The organism is Streptomyces sp. NPDC028635 (assembly GCF_040637635.1).
Classification (GTDB): Bacteria; Actinomycetota; Actinomycetes; order Streptomycetales; family Streptomycetaceae; genus Streptomyces.
The window spans coordinates 20,526-36,734 of record NZ_JBEZWX010000035.1; the positions used below are offsets into that span (position 1 = coordinate 20,526).

14 protein-coding genes and 3 tRNA genes are annotated in these 16,209 nt (G+C 72.3%); 9 read left to right on the forward strand and 8 right to left on the reverse strand.

Annotated elements, in window-relative coordinates; translation table 11 throughout:
- The first annotated feature begins 51 nt into the window (after positions 1-51).
- From purD to AB0E88_RS28415, 4 genes are all read left to right on the forward strand, one after another.
- A complete protein-coding gene (purD, locus tag AB0E88_RS28400) occupies positions 52-1,305 on the forward strand; it encodes a phosphoribosylamine--glycine ligase (RefSeq protein WP_361636233.1) in 1,254 nt (417 codons plus the stop codon).
- A 270-nt stretch (positions 1,306-1,575) separates the two neighbouring features.
- The gene (locus AB0E88_RS28405; protein WP_361636236.1) at positions 1,576-3,615 is read left to right on the forward strand and encodes a hypothetical protein; all 2,040 of its coding nucleotides are present in this window, start codon (positions 1,576-1,578) and stop codon (positions 3,613-3,615) included.
- A gap of 204 nt (positions 3,616-3,819) precedes the next feature.
- Positions 3,820-5,322 carry a N,N-dimethylformamidase beta subunit family domain-containing protein gene (locus tag AB0E88_RS28410; protein WP_361636238.1) on the forward strand — a complete coding sequence of 501 codons (1,503 nt, stop codon included), beginning with the start codon at positions 3,820-3,822 and terminating at the stop codon, positions 5,320-5,322.
- 104 nt (positions 5,323-5,426) lie between these two features.
- Positions 5,427-6,326, forward strand: coding sequence for a phosphoribosylaminoimidazolesuccinocarboxamide synthase (locus tag AB0E88_RS28415; RefSeq protein WP_361636241.1), 900 nt, complete (start codon positions 5,427-5,429; stop codon positions 6,324-6,326).
- Between the two features lie 104 nt (positions 6,327-6,430).
- Here the strand turns inward: AB0E88_RS28415 and AB0E88_RS28420 are convergent.
- The 8 genes from AB0E88_RS28420 to AB0E88_RS28455 form a co-directional block, all read right to left on the reverse strand.
- Positions 6,431-6,506: transfer RNA gene (locus tag AB0E88_RS28420), tRNA-Gly, on the reverse strand.
- 23 nt (positions 6,507-6,529) lie between these two features.
- Positions 6,530-7,132: a response regulator transcription factor gene (locus tag AB0E88_RS28425; RefSeq protein WP_361636328.1), complete on the reverse strand. Its 603-nt coding sequence runs from the start codon at positions 7,130-7,132 to the stop codon at positions 6,530-6,532.
- Positions 7,133-7,134: 2 nt separating this feature from the next.
- A complete protein-coding gene (locus tag AB0E88_RS28430; RefSeq protein ID WP_361636244.1) occupies positions 7,135-8,409 on the reverse strand; it encodes a histidine kinase in 1,275 nt (424 codons plus the stop codon).
- 83 nt (positions 8,410-8,492) lie between these two features.
- On the reverse strand, positions 8,493-9,272 hold the full coding sequence (locus AB0E88_RS28435; protein ID WP_361636246.1) for an ABC transporter permease: 780 nt from the start codon (positions 9,270-9,272) through the stop codon (positions 8,493-8,495).
- Positions 9,269-10,219, reverse strand: a complete 951-nt coding sequence (locus tag AB0E88_RS28440) for an ABC transporter ATP-binding protein (protein WP_361636249.1) — start codon at positions 10,217-10,219, stop codon at positions 9,269-9,271. The genes AB0E88_RS28435 and AB0E88_RS28440 overlap by 4 nt, the downstream gene beginning before the upstream one ends.
- 129 nt (positions 10,220-10,348) lie before the next feature.
- Positions 10,349-10,421: transfer RNA gene (locus AB0E88_RS28445), tRNA-Gly, on the reverse strand.
- Positions 10,422-10,501: 80 nt separating this feature from the next.
- A tRNA-Gly gene (locus AB0E88_RS28450) sits at positions 10,502-10,573 on the reverse strand.
- A 360-nt stretch (positions 10,574-10,933) separates the two neighbouring features.
- On the reverse strand, positions 10,934-11,251 hold the full coding sequence (locus tag AB0E88_RS28455) for an Lsr2 family protein (RefSeq protein WP_361636330.1): 318 nt from the start codon (positions 11,249-11,251) through the stop codon (positions 10,934-10,936).
- Between the two features lie 309 nt (positions 11,252-11,560).
- On the opposite strand from AB0E88_RS28455, the gene purS reads away from it, so the two are divergent.
- The 5 genes from purS (at position 11,561) to AB0E88_RS28480 (ending at position 16,190) form a co-directional block, all read left to right on the forward strand.
- A complete protein-coding gene (gene purS / locus AB0E88_RS28460) occupies positions 11,561-11,824 on the forward strand; it encodes a phosphoribosylformylglycinamidine synthase subunit PurS (RefSeq protein ID WP_103783996.1) in 264 nt (87 codons plus the stop codon).
- On the forward strand, positions 11,821-12,501 hold the full coding sequence (purQ, locus tag AB0E88_RS28465) for a phosphoribosylformylglycinamidine synthase subunit PurQ (protein ID WP_361636252.1): 681 nt from the start codon (positions 11,821-11,823) through the stop codon (positions 12,499-12,501). The genes purS and purQ overlap by 4 nt, the downstream gene beginning before the upstream one ends.
- Entirely contained in the window at positions 12,498-14,756 is a 2,259-nt protein-coding gene (gene purL / locus AB0E88_RS28470) for a phosphoribosylformylglycinamidine synthase subunit PurL (RefSeq protein WP_361636255.1), read from the forward strand. Before purQ ends, purL begins: the two co-directional genes overlap by 4 nt.
- A gap of 142 nt (positions 14,757-14,898) precedes the next feature.
- Positions 14,899-15,696, forward strand: a complete 798-nt coding sequence (locus AB0E88_RS28475; RefSeq protein WP_361636257.1) for a sterol carrier family protein — start codon at positions 14,899-14,901, stop codon at positions 15,694-15,696.
- A 56-nt stretch (positions 15,697-15,752) separates the two neighbouring features.
- Positions 15,753-16,190 (forward strand): META domain-containing protein, encoded by a 438-nt coding sequence (locus AB0E88_RS28480; RefSeq protein ID WP_361636260.1) that lies wholly within the window; start codon positions 15,753-15,755, stop codon positions 16,188-16,190.
- The last annotated feature ends 19 nt before the right edge of the window (positions 16,191-16,209 follow it).

Here is a 16,209-nt window from a genome sequence, read left to right on the forward strand (position 1 = left end):
CCTCGGAAACCCGCACAAGGTCACCGCGCCGCCTGCCGTTAAGCTGACCCCGTGAAGGTCCTCGTCATCGGCAGCGGCGCCCGCGAACACGCCCTGTGCCGCTCCCTGTCCCTCGACCCCGCCGTGACCGCGCTGTACTGCGCTCCCGGCAACGCCGGCATCGCCGAGGTCGCCGAGCTGCACCCGGTGGACGCCCTGGACGGCGCCGCCGTCAGCGCGCTGGCCGGTGAGCTGGGCGCCGACCTGGTGGTCGTCGGCCCGGAGGCCCCGCTCGTCGCGGGCGTCGCCGACGCCGTGCGCGCGGCCGGCATCCCGGTCTTCGGCCCGTCCAAGGAGGCCGCGCAGCTCGAGGGCTCCAAGGCCTTCGCCAAGGACGTGATGGCGGGGGCCGGCGTGCCCACCGCGCGGTCCTACGTCTGCACGACCCCGGACGAGGTCGCCGAGGCGCTCGACGCCTTCGGCGCCCCCTACGTCGTCAAGGACGACGGGCTCGCCGCCGGCAAGGGCGTGGTCGTCACCGACGACCTCCAGACCGCCGTGCAGCACGCGGCGGCCTGCGAGCGGGTGGTCATCGAGGAGTACCTCGACGGCCCCGAGGTCTCCCTCTTCGCCATCACCGACGGCGAGACCGTGGTCCCGCTCCAGCCCGCCCAGGACTTCAAGCGCGCGCTGGACGGCGACGAGGGCCCGAACACCGGCGGCATGGGCGCCTACTCCCCGCTGCCCTGGGCCGACCCCAAGCTCGTGGACGAGGTGCTGCAGACGGTCCTGCAGCCCACCGTCGACGAGATGCGCCGCCGTGGCACCCCGTTCTCCGGGCTGCTCTACGCCGGGCTGGCCATCACCGGCCGCGGGGTGCGGGTCATCGAGTTCAACGCCCGGTTCGGAGACCCCGAGACGCAGGTGGTCCTGGCCCGGCTGCGGACCCCGCTGGCCGGGATCCTCATGGCCGCCGCCACCGGCAACCTCGCCGACCTGGAGCCGCTGCGCTGGAGCGACGACGCCGCGGTGACCGTGGTCGTCGCCTCCCACAACTACCCCGGCATCCCGCGCACCGGTGACCCGATCACCGGCCTCGACGAGGTGGCCGCGCAGGACGCACCGCACGCCTACGTCCTGCACGCCGGGACCAGGCGGGACGGGGAGGACGTGGTCAGCGCCGGTGGCCGGGTGCTGTCGGTCACGGCGACCGGCAAGGACCTGACCGAGGCCCGCGAGCGGGCGTACGCCGCCGTCGGCCGGATCGGCCTCGACGGCTCCCAGCACCGCACGGACATCGCGGCGAAGGCGGCGGCGGGGGCGTAGGCCCCTCTCACCAGGCATGTTCAGGCCCCGGGTTTCCTCATGGAACCCGGGGCCTGATCTTTGCTGTCCGTCACCCAGCTCTGACCAAAGCCATTCCATCGAGTGACCGATGGGCTTATCTGCTGACGTGGAGCGGACCCCCAACTAGGGTGCGGCGCAATGGTTCCGGCACTTGGCCCACCGGCATTGCGATGTCAGTGGCGGGTGCCACAGTGGGGGAGTGAGCAAGTCCAGGAAGCCGCGACGAGAGGCAGGGGGTGAGGTCCGGTCGTGACCGGTATGGGTGTGGAGGCGGGAGCGCAGGCCGCGCGGGCCCGGGCCCTGGCCGTGCTGCGGATCCGCAGCCGGGCGACCGCGGTGGCCCTGCTGCCCGCGGCCGCGGCGGTGATCCTCCTGGCCGGCGGTGCCACCGGGCACCTCGTCGGGCCCGGCTGGGACGTCGCCCGCTGGGTGGTCTCGGTGCCGGCGCTGCTCGTCCTGCTCGCCGCCGCCGGTGTCGCCCTGGTGGTCGCGCGCGCCCACCCCGCCGTCAGCCCGACCGTCCCGATCGCCGAGGAGGCCGCGCCGGACCTGTACCGGCTGGTGCGCGACCTCGCCGACCGCCTCGACGTCCCGGCCCCGTCGGCCATAGCGCTCACCCCGGACTGCGACAGCTGGCTGGAGGAGCGCACCCACCCGCCCCACGGCCCGCCCGCACCCGTCGCGGGCCCGGCGGACCGCGACGACCTCGCCGGAGCGGAGAAACCCCACCGGCGCGCTCCCGCCACCGTCCTGGTCGTGGGGTCGCCGTTCCTGTGGTGGATGCGGGTCGGCGAGCTGCGCGCCCTGCTCGCCCCGGTCGTCGCCGGTACGGGGCCCGCGGCGCACCCGGACATAGCCGCCGCCCGGCGCTTCGTACGGGGACTGGACGCGGCCGTCGCCGTCGCCGCCTCGCCGGGCCGCTGCCGGTTCCTGAAGGCGGCGTGCGCGGTCGTCGGCTGGGTGTCCCGGCTGCTGCTGCGCAGCTGCCGCGGGCACGCGGCGGAGATGGAGCGCGGGGTCGCCGCGGCGGCCTCCGAGCGGGCCCAGACCGTGGACTACGGCCTCCGCATCGTCGCCCAGGAACAGGTCGGCCTCGCCTACGCGGGCTGGGACCGTCTGCTCACCCGGGTCGCGCTGCCCGCCTGGCGGATGGGCCGCTGGCCGGCCCGGCTGGACGCCGGTGTGGTGGCCGCGCTGACCGAGCTGTCCCGGCGCGACCGGCTCGCGGAGGGTTTCACCTCCCGGCTCGGCGAGCGTCCCGCCTGCGATCTGCTGGAGGAGCCGGGCCTGGTGGACGAGGCCGCCTCGCTGCTGGCCGCCCGTCTCTTCCACGGCGGCCCCGCCGCGTCCGGCCCCGACTGGTCGCCGGTCGACTGGCAGGCGTATCCGGAGGAGGTCGTCGACCGCAAGTGGCGCACCGACGCGGCCCGGCTGCACCGGGTCCTGGACACCCTGGGTGTGCGCCGCCCCAGTGACGCCGCCACCCCCGACCCGGCGGGCCCCACGCTCGCCCGCGTCCTGGAGCACCTGTCCGCCCCGCTGACCGCCCACGGCGCCGCACCGCTGTCCCCCGACCCGTCGACGCCACCGGCCCCGGCCGACGACGCCCGACCCCCGTACACCCACCGTGCCGAGCCGGGCGACCCGGCCGAGCCGGGCGACCCGGCCGAGCCGGGCGACCCGGCCGAGCCGGGCGACCCGGCCGAGCCGGGCGACCCGGACGACTCGGCCGCGCCGATCGACCTGGCCGACCCGACCCATCCCGCCCATCCGGCCGACCAGGCCCATCCCGCCCATCCGGACGACCCGGCCCATCCGGACGACCCAACCCATGCCTTCGATCCGGCAGAGCAGGACGCCCGGATCGCTCCCGACGGTGACGACCTGGCGCACCCCCGCAGCGCGGCGCTCGCCGCGAGCCTGAGTGCGGAGCTGGCCGACGAGGAGACCGCCGTCCCCGGCACCCCCGCGGGCTCCGCCGAGCACGCCCCGGCCGCCCTGTGGGCCGACGCGGCGCTCCCCCTGTTCCCGCTCCAGCCCCCGCGCACCCCGCGCGAGATCCTCACCGACCACGTCACGGCGACGGTGTGCTGCGCGGCCATCGACACCGCCGGCGCCGCCCCGGGTCTGGACTGGCTGGACGGCCCCACGCTTCTGATCAACGGAGAACGCGCCACCGACCTCACGCCGAGAGTGCTGAGCCTGATAGAGGACGGCGACGCCTCCCCCCTGCGCGAGTGGCTCACCGCGACCGGCATACGCCCCGAGAAGCCCCTGCGGCTCGTCTGACCGCCCGGGCCGGGGCACCCAGCCGCCACCCCCGGCCGGAGCGCTTGATTCCACTTTCGGCCAATTCGCAACGAATAGTGACAGCATGCGTGCGTAATGTGATGTGCTGGGACCGGTCACGCACATGGCAAGCGCGTGCGACATAAGACAGGTGAACGAACACGACGTCAGGCGCGTACGGGGGCGTGAGGGAGGGGAGCGACCATGGGGTCGGAGCAGATCCGCCGCTGGGAGTCGGGAGCGCTGGCGCACGCCGTGACGGACCCCTTCGGCCAGGGCCCCGTCCCCTGGCTGCGCGGCAGCGAGACGTACTTCGACGACACCGGCCACGTCGTTCCCTGGTACGTCGACCCGGTCCCGCCGCAGAGCACGCGCAAGGGCGCCGCCCGTGTCCCGGCCCCCCGCGCCGAACGGCACGACCTGCGCTCCGCCGACGACGTGCACCGCCAGATCAAGGGCTTCGTCTCCACCGGCGCCGTCGCCCCCGGCGAGGCGATCGACTTCCACGTCACGGTCGACCCGCCCCAGGAGTTCTTCGTCGACATCTACCGCATCGGCCACTACGGCGGTGACGGCGCCGCCAAGATCACCACCAGCCCCCGGCTGTCCGGCATCGTGCAGCCGCCCCCGCTGGCCGCGGACCGCACGGTCTCCTGCCACCACTGGTGGCTGTCCTGGCGGATGCAGATCCCGTCCTTCTGGAGCGTCGGCGCGTATGTCGCGGTCCTCACCACCGGCGACGGCCGCTACCGCTCCCACATCCCGTTCACCGTGCGCGACGACCGGCCCGCCGACCTGCTGCTGCTCCTCCCGGACGTCACGTGGCAGGCGTACAACCTCTATCCGGAGGACGGGCACACCGGCGCCAGCCTGTACCACGCGTGGGACGAGGAGGGCCGGCTGCTCGGCGAGGCGGACGCGGCCACGACCGTCTCCTTCGACCGCCCCTACGCCGGCGCCGGCCTGCCCCTGCACGTCGGGCACGCCTACGACTTCATCCGCTGGGCCGAGCGCTACGGCTACGACCTCGCCTACGCCGACGCCCGCGACCTGCACGCCGGCCGCATCGACCCGGCGCGCTACCGGGGCCTGGTCTTCCCCGGGCACGACGAGTACTGGTCCGCCCCGATGCGCCGGGCCGTCGAGCAGGCCCGCGACCACGGCACGTCCCTGGTGTTCCTGTCCGCCAACACCATGTACTGGCAGGTCGAGCTCGGCCCCTCCCCGTCCGGTGTCCCCGACCGCCTGCTGACCTGCCGCAAGCGCAAGGGCCCGGGCAAACCCGTGCTGTGGCGGGAGATCGACCGCCCGGAGCAGCAGCTGGTCGGCATCCAGTACGCCGGCCGGGTACCGGAACCGCACCCGCTGATCGTCCGCAACGCCGGCCACTGGCTGTGGGAGGCGTCGGGAGCGCACGAGGGCGACGCGCTGGACGGCCTGGTCGCCGGTGAGGCCGACCGCTACTTCCCGCGCACCGCGCTGCCCGAGCACGAGGAGCGCGTCCTGCTGGCCCACTCCCCGTACACCGACGGCGACGGCGCCCTGCGCCACCAGGAGACGTCCCTGTACCGGGCCCCCTCCGGCGCCTGGGTGTTCGCCGCCGGCACCTTCGCCTGGTCCCCGGCCCTGGACCGCCCCGGCCATGTGGACCCGCGCATCCAGCGCGCCACGGCGAACCTCCTCGACCGCATCTGCAAACGGGACTGAGCGGCCGGACGGTGCGCCGCGGGCACCTCCCGCCCACCCGGCGTCCCGGGCACCTCCCTCATACGGGACAATCGAGCCATTGGACAGACCCACGGGGAGGAACCGTGTCCGGATTCGTAGAAAAGCCCGAGCCCCTTCAGGTGCCGGGCCTGGTGCATCTGCACACCGGAAAGGTGCGCGAGCTGTACCAGAACGAGGCGGGCGACCTCGTGATGGTCGCCAGTGACCGCATGTCCGCCTACGACTGGGTGCTGCCCACGGAGATCCCCGACAAGGGCCGCATCCTCACCCAGCTCTCCCTGTGGTGGTTCGACCAGCTCGTCGACCTGGTCCCCAACCATGTGCTCAGCACCGAGCTGCCCGAGGGCGCCCCCGCCGACTGGCGCGGCCGCACCCTGGTGTGCAAGTCGCTGAAGATGGTCCCGGTGGAGTGCGTGGCCCGCGGCTACCTCACCGGCTCGGGCCTCCTCGAGTACAACGCGTCCCGCACGGTGTGCGGCCTCGCCCTGCCCGAGGGCCTGGTCGACGGCTCGGAGCTGCCCGCCCCGATCTTCACCCCGGCCACCAAGGCCGAGGTCGGCGAGCACGACGAGAACGTCTCCTACGAGGAGGTCGCCCGCCAGGTCGGCGCCGACACCGCCGCCCAGCTGCGCCAGGCCACCCTGGCCGTGTACGCCCGGGCCCGCGACATCGCCCGCGAGCGCGGGATCATCCTCGCCGACACCAAGTTCGAGTTCGGCTTCGAGGGCGAGCAACTGGTCATCGCCGACGAGGTGCTCACCCCGGACTCCTCCCGCTTCTGGCCGGCCGACCAGTGGCAGCCGGGCCGCACCCAGCCGTCGTACGACAAGCAGTTCGTGCGCGACTGGCTCACCTCGGCCGAGTCCGGCTGGGACCGTACCAGCGAGCAGCCGCCGCCGGAGCTGCCCGAGCAGGTGGTCGAGGCCACCCGCGCCAAGTACGTCGAGGCGTACGAGCGCCTGACCGGCGTGCCCTGGAGCTGAGGCGCCCCGCCCCCGGTGCGAGCCGGGGGCGCCCCTCCGTGGCACGGACGGCGCACGCCGGGGGAACGCAAGAAACCCCCGGCGGGAACCGGGGGCTTCTTCCATGGAGCGGACGACGAGGCTCGAACTCGCGACCTCAACCTTGGCAAGGTTGCGCTCTACCAACTGAGCTACGTCCGCAGTGCGCCGTGGCGCGAGAGCAACTATACCCAACCTCGCTCGCGTGCGAGACGCACTGCCGCATGCCGGTTCTCCGCCCCCAGTTTCGTCACGGCGGAGGAGAGGTAGTTCCGCACGGTTCCGGGCGACAGCGCGGCCCGCTCGGCGATCTCCGTGACGGGCGCCCCGTCGGCGGCGAGTTCGAGCACCTCGGCCTCCCGGGCGGTCAGCGGCGAGTCCCCGGAGGAGATCGCGTCGGCCGCCAACTCCGGGTCCACATAGCGGTTTCCGGCGTGCACGGTACGGATGATCTCGGCGAGCCGCTGCGCGCTGACCGTCTTCGGCACGAAGCCGCGCACTCCGGCCGCGAGGGCCCGCTTCAGGTGTCCGGGCCGGCCGTGACTGGTGACGATCAGTACCCGGCACCCCGGCAGTTCGGCCCGCAGGGATGTGGCGACCTTCACACCGTCGGCCCCCGGCATCTGCAGGTCCAGCACCGCCACATCGGGCTCGTGGGCCCGCGCCATCGCCAGCGCCTCCGGCCCGCTCGCCGCCTCCGCGACCACCACCAGGTCGTCCTCCAGCGCGAGCAGCGCGGCCAGCGCACCCCGGATGAGGTGTTCGTCGTCCGCGAGCAGCACCCGCACGCTCACGCCACGACCCCCTCGGCCGCGGCCGGCGCCGAGGACGCCGACGCCCGCACGGACGTCAGCGGCACCTCGGCCACCACCCGGAACGTCCCGCCCTCGGCCGGTCCCGCCGCCAGCGTCCCGCCGACCTCCGCGAGCCGCTCCCGCAGCCCGGCGAGCCCCGACCCGCCCGCCCCGCCCTGCACGGCGCCCGCGCCGTCGTTCTCCACCGTCAGCACCACACGCCCCTCCGACACCTCCACGGTCACCGAGCACCACCCGGCGTCCCCGTGCCGCAGCACGTTCGTCGTCGCCTCGCGCACCACCCAGGCGAGCGCCGACTGCACCCCGGCCGGCAGCCCGCGCACCTCGCCCGACACCTCGCACGCGATCCCGGCGGCAGCCAACACACCCTGCGCCCCGGCCAGTTCCACGCCCAGATCGGCCTCCCGGTAGCCGCGCACGACCTCCCGCACCTCGCGCTGCGACTCCTGCGCGATCCGCTGGACCTCGATCATCTGCTCCACGGCCTCCGGCCGGCCCCGCCGCGCCAGCTGCACCGCCAGCTCGCTCTTCAGCGCGATCACCGCGAGGTTGCGCCCCATCACGTCGTGCAGGTCCCGCCCGAACCGCAGCCGTTCCTCGGCGACGGCGAGCCGCGCCTCGATGTCCCGGGACCGCTCGGCCTCCCACAGCACGGACAGGGTCCAGGCGCCGCAGCGGCAGGCGGCCAGGGAGAACAGGAGGCTGAAGGCGACCAGGCAGCCGTCCAGCAGCACATCGACGCCGGTACCTCCCGTCAGGACGCACGCGATCAGGCAGACCGCCCCGAGCGCGGCGCCGTGCAGCAGGAACCTCCGCGGAGGCATCCAGAGGGCGTACACGACGCCGAACGCCATCAGGACGGCGCCGAGCAGCAGCCGGCCGATGAACGACGAGACGGAGCCGGTGCCGCGAAGCACCTCGATGAGCACCACGCCCACCGCGAGCAGCAGGGCCGGGCCGACCAGCCGCTGCCCCGGCATGGCACGCCGCCCCAGGTAGTGGTCGAGTGCGGGGCGGGTGAGGACGTTGCCCCACACGCATTGCGCCGCGCCGACCAGCCCCAGGAGGCCGCCCAGGAGCAACGACACGGCGTCGTGGCGCAGGTCTCCGGCCAATGGCAGCAGCATCCAGGTCCCGGTGAACGCCCAGATGCTGACGTACCAGCTCACCAGGGACTGCAGCTCGACCCGTTCCGCCTTGCTCCGCTCCCGCCAGTGGCGTCGCTGCCACCCCCGTATCCGGGCCAGCACCGCTTCCCCCTGTCCGTCGTCCGGTGTGCCGTGTGCCGCGGCTCTCGGTCCTCGCCCGGCTCCCTGTCCCCTGCCCGGCGGGCTCAGCGCCGCGGTTCCCACCTGAACCACCGGCGTACAGCAAACACCGCGACGACGATCCAGGCCAGTGCGGTCGCCACCGCCCCCAGCGCCTCGTGCGCCGAGAGGGCGCCGGTCCAGCCGCCGCGGATCAGCGTCATCGCCGGGCTCAGCGGCAGGAGTTCGCACACCGAGGCCACCCGGTCGGGGAACAGGTCCAGCGGGACCATCATCCCGGATCCGACCATGGACACCAGGATCAGCGGCAGCGACGTGACCTGGGCGCTCTCCACCGACCGCGAGAAGCTCGCGGTGAGTGCGGCGAGCGCCGCGCACAGCACCAGTCCCGCCAGCAGCCCCAGGACGGCCAGATGCGGTGCCTTGGGGGCGTGCACATGCAGTACGGCCGTGCAGCCCGCCACCAGCACCACCGACTGCACCAGTCCGGTCAGCACGGCCGGCAGCGAGGCCCCGGCGAGGATCTCCGCGTCCCGCAGCTCGCCGGTGCGCAGTCGCTTGAGCACCAGCTCCTCGCGCCGGGAGGCGAGGACACCGACGAGGCCGGCGTAGACGGCGAACAGCAGTGAGAAGCCGATCGCGGCGGGCAGCACGGCGAGTCCGACGTCCAGCCCGGCGCTCGCGAGGTCCATGTCCTTGACCGTCGACCGGACGGTGGCCGGCATCACCAGCGGAACGAACAGGGCGGTGACGATGACGCCCTTGCTCCGCCCGAGCAGCGTCAGCTCGGCCCGTGCCAGTGCCGTCATCCGGGCCGTGGGGGAGGTGGTCGTCGTGCTGCTCATGCCGCGTACTCCTCGGTCCTCGTTCCGGCCGCGTCGCGTGCGATCCCCAGGAACGCCTCTTCCAGCGAGGCCGACCGCACATCCAGCCGGCGCAGCTCCACCCGCTCCCGCTCGGCCCACACGAGCAGTTCGGTGGCCGTGCGCTGCAGCTCGCGGGTGCGCAGCCGGACGACCCGGCCGTCCACCTCGTGCCCGCACACCCCGAGACCGGGCAGTGCCGGAAGATCGCCGAGGACGTATCCCTCGGGCAGTTCGAAGGTGATCCGCGACGGTTGTGCCGCGGTCACCTCGGCCGGGGTACCGGCGGCCGCGATGCGCCCTTCGTGCAGGATCGCCAGCCGGTCGGCGAGATCCTCGGCCTCCTCCAGGTAGTGCGTGGTCAGCAGGACCGTCGTGCCGGTGTCGCGCAGGGCCCGTACGAGGTCCCAGGTGTCCCGGCGGCCCTCGGCGTCCAAACCGGTCGTCGGCTCGTCCAGGAACAGGACCTCGGGATGGCCGAGCAGGGCGAGCGCCAGATCGAGCCGTCGCCGTTCGCCGCCGGAGAGCTGCTTCACCCGCACCGCGGCCCGGCCGGTCAGCCCCACCAGGGTCAGCGCCTCGTCCACGGGCCGGGCCCCGCTCACGCATCCCGCCCACATCCGAGCCGTCTCGGCGACGGTCAGGTCGGACGGGAAGCCGCCCTCCTGCAGCATCACGCCGGTGCGCGGCCGTACGGCGGCGCGTTCGGTGTACGGGTCGTGGCCGAGGACGCGCACCTGACCGCCGGTAGGCGGCGCGAGTCCCTCCAGCAGCTCGACGGTGGACGTCTTGCCGGCGCCGTTGGTGCCGAGCAGCGCGAAGATCTCCCCGCGTTTCACATGAAACGTGATGCCGCACACCGCCTGGAAGCCGCCCCCGTACACACGCCGGAGGTCGGTGACCTCGATCACGTGTTCTTTCGTGTCCATGACTTCAGCGTCCCGGCGCACCGGAGCATCCGGCAGTGCGCGCTGTCATCACTGCTCATGACAAATGTCAGAAAGGGCGGAAAACACGAAGAAGACCCCGGTCCGAAGAGGACCGGGGTCTCATTCCCGAGCGGACGACGAGGCTCGAACTCGCGACCTCAACCTTGGCAAGGTTGCGCTCTACCAACTGAGCTACGTCCGCATTGCGGCCGACCGGCTCCCACCGATCGGTGCGTGCACCAGCCTACCTGATCCACAAGTGTGGTCATGACGGCCATGCAGAGCGGGTGACAGGAATCGCACACTGCGCCTTCCCCCTGGAAGGGGGATGTTCTACTACTGAACTACACCCGCACAACCGGTATGAGCTGGGCCTTTCGGCTTTCGCCCCGCGGCGTGCTCAGACTTTAGCCGACCGGGAGGGGTGCAGCGCAAGTCGGCTTCCCGCAGGGCCGGCTGACCGGGCGTCGGGCACGGTGGGACGCAGGGCGCCGGACGCCTCCTGGCGGCCCGCCGTCCCCGGTGCGGCCCCGGCGAGCCGGGGACCCTGCCCCGCCGGAGGCGGCGCGGGACGGCTGGGGAACCAGCCGGACCGGGCGCGAGGCCGGGCGGCCGAGCACCGGCCGCCGGTCGGCGCCGGGCCGCTGCGGCCCCACGTCGCCCATCGGCCCCGCACCCGCCGCCCCGCGCTCACGTCCCGCGCCGGGGGCCGCTTCAGCGGGCCGCCGCGAACGCCTCGTAGACCTTCTTCGGGATCCGGCCGCGCGCCGGGACGTCCATCTTGTTGGCCTGGGCCCAGGCCCGCACGGCCGCCGGGTCGGGGGCGACCTCGGTCTGCTGGTACGCCTTGCCGGACCGCGAGCGCTTGCGGCCGGCCTCCACGTAGGGCGCGAGCGCCTTGCGCAGTTTCTTGGCGTTGGTTTCGTTCAGGTCGATCTCGTACGACTTGCCGTCGAGTCCGAAGGCGACCGTTTCCGCCGCTTCCGAGCCGTCCATGTCGTCAAAGAGCGTGACCACGACCTTCTGCGCCACGAATATCGGTCCCTTCTGCGGCACCTTGATACAGCTCATCTGCGATGACGTGCCGAGTATCGGTTATCGGTATTTCATTTGTACAGGGCGTGCCATTGGAAAGTGAAGCCCGACTAAATCGCCCCGCGTGTCCCGGCGCAATAGGTGCCGCGAGTCGATCCGGGATCTTTCCCAGAATTTTTCGCGACGGTACCCGGCCGCTACCGCATCGTGATGGCGATCACGTAGATTCCTACAACTCTACCCGCGTAGAAATTTTGTGCGGGTAGTCTGAAGGAACCTGCTCAGCACCACACACCGGGAGTGCCAGTGGCACGCGTCGTAGTCGACGTCATGCTCAAGCCGGAGATCCTCGACCCCCAGGGCCAGGCGGTCCAGCGTGCGCTGCCGCGCCTGGGATTCGAAGGGATCTCGGACGTCCGTCAGGGAAAGCGATTCGAACTGGAAGTTGAGGGCCCGGTCGACGAGGCCGCCCTCGCCCGCATTCACGATCTTGCGGAGTCCTTCCTCGCCAACACCGTGATCGAGGACTTCACCGTCAAGGTCGAGGAAGTCGCGGAGGCGGCCAAGTGACCGCTCGTATCGGCGTCGTCACTTTCCCGGGATCTCTCGACGACCGGGACACGCAGCGCGCGATCCGCCTCGCGGGCGCCGAACCCGTCGCCCTGTGGCACAAGGACAAGGACCTCCACCAGGTCGACGCCGTGGTGCTGTGCGGTGGTTTCTCCTACGGCGACTATCTGCGCGCCGGCGCCATCGCCCGCTTCTCGCCGGTCATGGAGACCGTCATCGAGCAGGCGAAGGCCGGCATGCCGGTCCTCGGCATCTGCAACGGCTTCCAGATCCTCACCGAGGCCCACCTCCTCCCGGGCGCGATGCTCGGCAACGACCACCTCCACTTCATCTGCCGCGACCAGAAGCTGCGGGTGGAGAACGCGGAGACCTCCTGGACCAGCGACTACACCGCCGGTCAGGAGATCCACATCCCGCTGAAGAACATGGACGGCCGGTACGTCGCCGACGACTACACCCTGGACAAGCTCGAGGCCGAGGGCCGCGTCGCCTTCAGGTACGTCGACTTCAATCCCAACGGCTCCCTGCGGGACATCGCCGGCATCACCAACGAGGCCGGCAACGTCGTCGGCCTGATGCCGCACCCGGAGCACGCCGTCGAGCCGCTGATCGGCACCGGTCGCACCGACGGTCTCCCGTTCTTCACCTCGATCCTCAAGAAGCTGGTCAACGCATGAGCCGGACGCCTCTGGACACGGTCGAGCACGCGGCCGCGACCCCCGACGTCGAGCTGCCCTGGGCCGAACTCGGCCTGAAGAAGGACGAGTACGAGCGCGTGGTCGAGATCCTCGGCCGCCGGCCCACCGGCGCCGAGCTCGCCATGTACTCGGTCATGTGGTCCGAGCACTGCTCGTACAAGTCCTCCAAGGTCCACCTCCGCCAGTTCGGCGAGAAGGCCCCCGAGAGCGACGCCCTGCTGGTCGGCATCGGCGAGAACGCCGGTGTGGTCGACGTCGGCCAGGGCTACGCAGTCACCTTCAAGGTCGAGTCGCACAACCACCCGTCGTACGTGGAGCCCTACCAGGGCGCCGCGACCGGCGTCGGCGGCATTGTCCGCGACATCATCGCGATGGGCGCCCGCCCGGTCGCGGTCGTGGACCCGCTGCGCTTCGGCGCGGCCGACCACCCCGACACCAAGCGCGTCCTGCCCGGCGTGGTCGCCGGCATCGGCGGCTACGGCAACTGCCTCGGCCTGCCCAACATCGGCGGCGAGGTCGTCTTCGACGCCTGCTACCAGGGCAACCCGCTGGTCAACGCCGGTGCCATCGGCGTGATGCGGCACGAGGACATCCACCTCGCGAAGGCGTCCGGCGCGGGCAACAAGGTCATCATGTACGGCGCCCGCACGGGTGGTGACGGCATCGGCGGCGCGTCCATCCTCGCCTCCGAGACCTTCGACGACGCGAAGCCCTCGAAGCGTCCGGCCGTCCAGGTGGGCGACCCCTTCCAGGAGAAGCTGCTCATCGAGTGCACCCTGGAGGCCTTCAAGGAGAAGCTGGTCGTCGGCATCCAGGACCTGGGTGCGGCAGGCATCTCCTGCGCCACCAGCGAGCTGGCGTCCAACGGCTCCGGCGGCATGCGCGTCACCCTCGACGACGTACCCCTGCGTGACTCGACGCTCTCGCCCGAGGAAATCCTCATGAGCGAGTCGCAGGAACGCATGTGCGCGGTCGTCGAGCCGGAGAAGGTCGACCGCTTCCTCGAGATCTGCGACAAGTGGGACGTCATCGCCACGGTCATCGGTGAGGTGACCGACGGCGACCGTCTGGAGATCTTCTGGCACGGCGAGAAGATCGTCGACGTCGACCCGCGCACGGTCGCGCACGACGGCCCGGTCTACGAGCGTCCCTACGCCCGCCCGTCCTGGCAGGACGCCCTGCAGGCCGACGACGCCAACAAGCTGCCGCGCCCGGCGACTTCCCAGGAGCTCAAGGACCAGGTCCTGAAGCTGGTCGCCTCGCCGAACCAGGCCTCCAAGAAGTGGATCACGTCCCAGTACGACCACTTCGTGCAGGGCAACACCGTCCTCGCCCAGCCCGAGGACTCCGGCATGATCCGCATCGACGAGGAGACCGGCCTCGGCGTGGCCATCGCCACGGACGGCAACGGCCGGTACGCCAAGCTCGACCCGTACACGGGCGCGCAGCTGGCCCTCGCCGAGGCCTACCGCAACGTGGCGACGACGGGCGCCAAGCCCCTCGCCGTCTCCGACTGCCTGAACTTCGGCTCGCCCGAGGACCCGGCGGTCATGTGGCAGTTCGCGGAAGCCGTGCGCGGTCTGGCGGACGGCTGTCAGCAGCTCGGCACGCCGGTGACCGGCGGCAACGTCTCGCTGTACAACCAGACCGGCGAGGCCGCCATCCACCCGACCCCGGTCGTGGCGGTCCTCGGCGTGATCGACGACGTGGCCCGCCGCACGCCGGTCGCCTTCCAGGAAGAGGGCCAGCTCCTCTACCTGCTCGGCGACACGCGTGAGGAGTTCGGCGGTTCGGCCTGGTCGCAGGTGATCCACGACCACCTGGGCGGCCTGCCCCCGAAGGTGGACCTGGAGCGCGAGCGCCTGCTCGCCGAGATCCTGATCTCCGCCTCCCGCGACGGCATGATCGACTCCGCGCACGACCTGTCCGACGGCGGCCTGATCCAGGCCGTGGTCGAGTCGGCGCTGCTCGGGGGCAAGGGCGCCCGCCTGATCGTCCCGGACGGTCTGGACGCGTTCACCTTCCTGTTCTCCGAGTCGGCGGGCCGCGCGATCGTCGCGGTGCCGCGCTCGGAGGAGGTCCGCTTCAACGACATGTGCGGTGCCCGGGGCCTCCCGGCCGCCCGTGTCGGCGTCGTGGACGGCGACACCATCGAGCTCCAGGGCGAGTTCGAACTGTCGCTGGAGGACCTGCGCACGGCCCACGAGGAGACGATCCCGGCGCTGCTCAAGTAACGCCGGCCGTACGACGACGAAGGCCCCGCCCGTTTCCGAACGGGCGGGGCCTTCGCGTGGGTCCTGGCCCCATGTCAGAGACGCGCATGAATGACGTCAAACGGCCTGATCGGATGCCCGGTCACCGCATAGGCTCGCCGTCATGCCCACGGCGAAGAAGCGCACCCGGACCTACGACCCGGCGAAGATCCGTACCGCCGTCCACGCCCAGTTCGGGCACGTACGACAGGCGGTGCGCACCCTCACCCCCGAGCAACTCCAGGCGCCCACCCGGCTCGGCGAGTGGACCGTGCGGGACCTGGTGGCCCACCTCGGGATGACGCTGCGCGCGGCCACCCGGCTGCTCGGCCGGCCCGCGCCCGCCGGCCCGCAGGCAGCGCTGCTGGACTGGCCGTTCGCCATCGCCGCCGAGGCCCCGGACATCGCCGGGTACGCCCGGCGGCTCGCCGAGGAGCACCCGGACCTCGACGCCTATCTCGCCGCCACCGAGGAGCGGTTCACCGCGGACCTCGCCGCCCACCCCGGCACCCGGCTGCTGGACACCAGCGCCGGCCCGCTGACCCTCGACGACTACCTCGTCACCCGTACCGTCGAGCTGATCGTGCACACCGACGACCTGAACGCCGCCGTACCGGGTCTCGACGTGCCCTTCGACAAGCAGGCGTTCGCCGCGTGCACCCGGCTGCTCGCCGACGCCCTCGCCGCGAAGGCGCCCGGCGGCGCCACCGAGGTGCGGATCCCGCCGTACGCGGTCGTGCAGTGCGTCGAGGGTCCCCGGCACACCCGTGGCACCCCGCCCAACGTGGTCGAGACCGACCCGCTCACCTGGATCCGGCTCGCGACCGGGCGGCTGGAGTGGAAGGACGCCGTCGAGGCGGCCAAGGTCAGCGCGAGCGGGGAGCGGGCCGACCTGAGCGGGCTGCTGCCGTTGCTGGCGTGACGGAACCGGTCGCACCGGCGCCTCGTCACACCGGTATGAACAGGCACAAACCGCGCATGGTTCTCCTGGCCGCCGCCGCGCTCGTCGCGCTGACGGCCGCCTGCGGCGGCGAACACGCGGCGCGGACCGGCAGCGGCACGGCCGGTCCGGAACCGCCGGTCACCGGCACCGACTGGCGCATCGTCCGCATCGCCACGCACACCGGCACCGATCACCCCGACGGCACCGCGCACCTCGGCATCGACGCGACGACCGGCAAGGCCGGCGGCCGGCTCGGCTGCAACCACTTCAGCGCCACGGCCACCGTGCGCGACGGGCGTATCACCCTGGGGTCCCCGACCACGACCCGAATGATGTGCGACGCCTCACTCATGCGCACCGAGCGGACCCTGCTCGACGTCTTCAACAGCGCCCTGACGTACCGCGTCGAGCACCACACCCTCACGCTGACCTGCGCAAACGGAACGATCATCCAAGCCGTCGCACGAAAGTGATCCGTAGGGTCCGCTCATC

What these genes read in the sequence shown, in the direction of transcription:
- AB0E88_RS28410 (WP_361636238.1), top strand. Translation starts at nt 3,820, where the DNA reads ATGGGGTCGGAGCAGATCCGCCGCTGGGAGTCGGGAGCGCTGGCGCAC.
- AB0E88_RS28435 (WP_361636246.1), bottom strand. Translation starts at nt 9,272, where the DNA reads ATGAGCAGCACGACGACCACCTCCCCCACGGCCCGGATGACGGCACTG.
- AB0E88_RS28440 (WP_361636249.1), bottom strand. Translation starts at nt 10,219, where the DNA reads ATGGACACGAAAGAACACGTGATCGAGGTCACCGACCTCCGGCGTGTG.
- purL (WP_361636255.1), top strand. Translation starts at nt 12,498, where the DNA reads ATGAGCCGGACGCCTCTGGACACGGTCGAGCACGCGGCCGCGACCCCC.
- AB0E88_RS28475 (WP_361636257.1), top strand. Translation starts at nt 14,899, where the DNA reads ATGCCCACGGCGAAGAAGCGCACCCGGACCTACGACCCGGCGAAGATC.
- AB0E88_RS28480 (WP_361636260.1), top strand. Translation starts at nt 15,753, where the DNA reads ATGGTTCTCCTGGCCGCCGCCGCGCTCGTCGCGCTGACGGCCGCCTGC.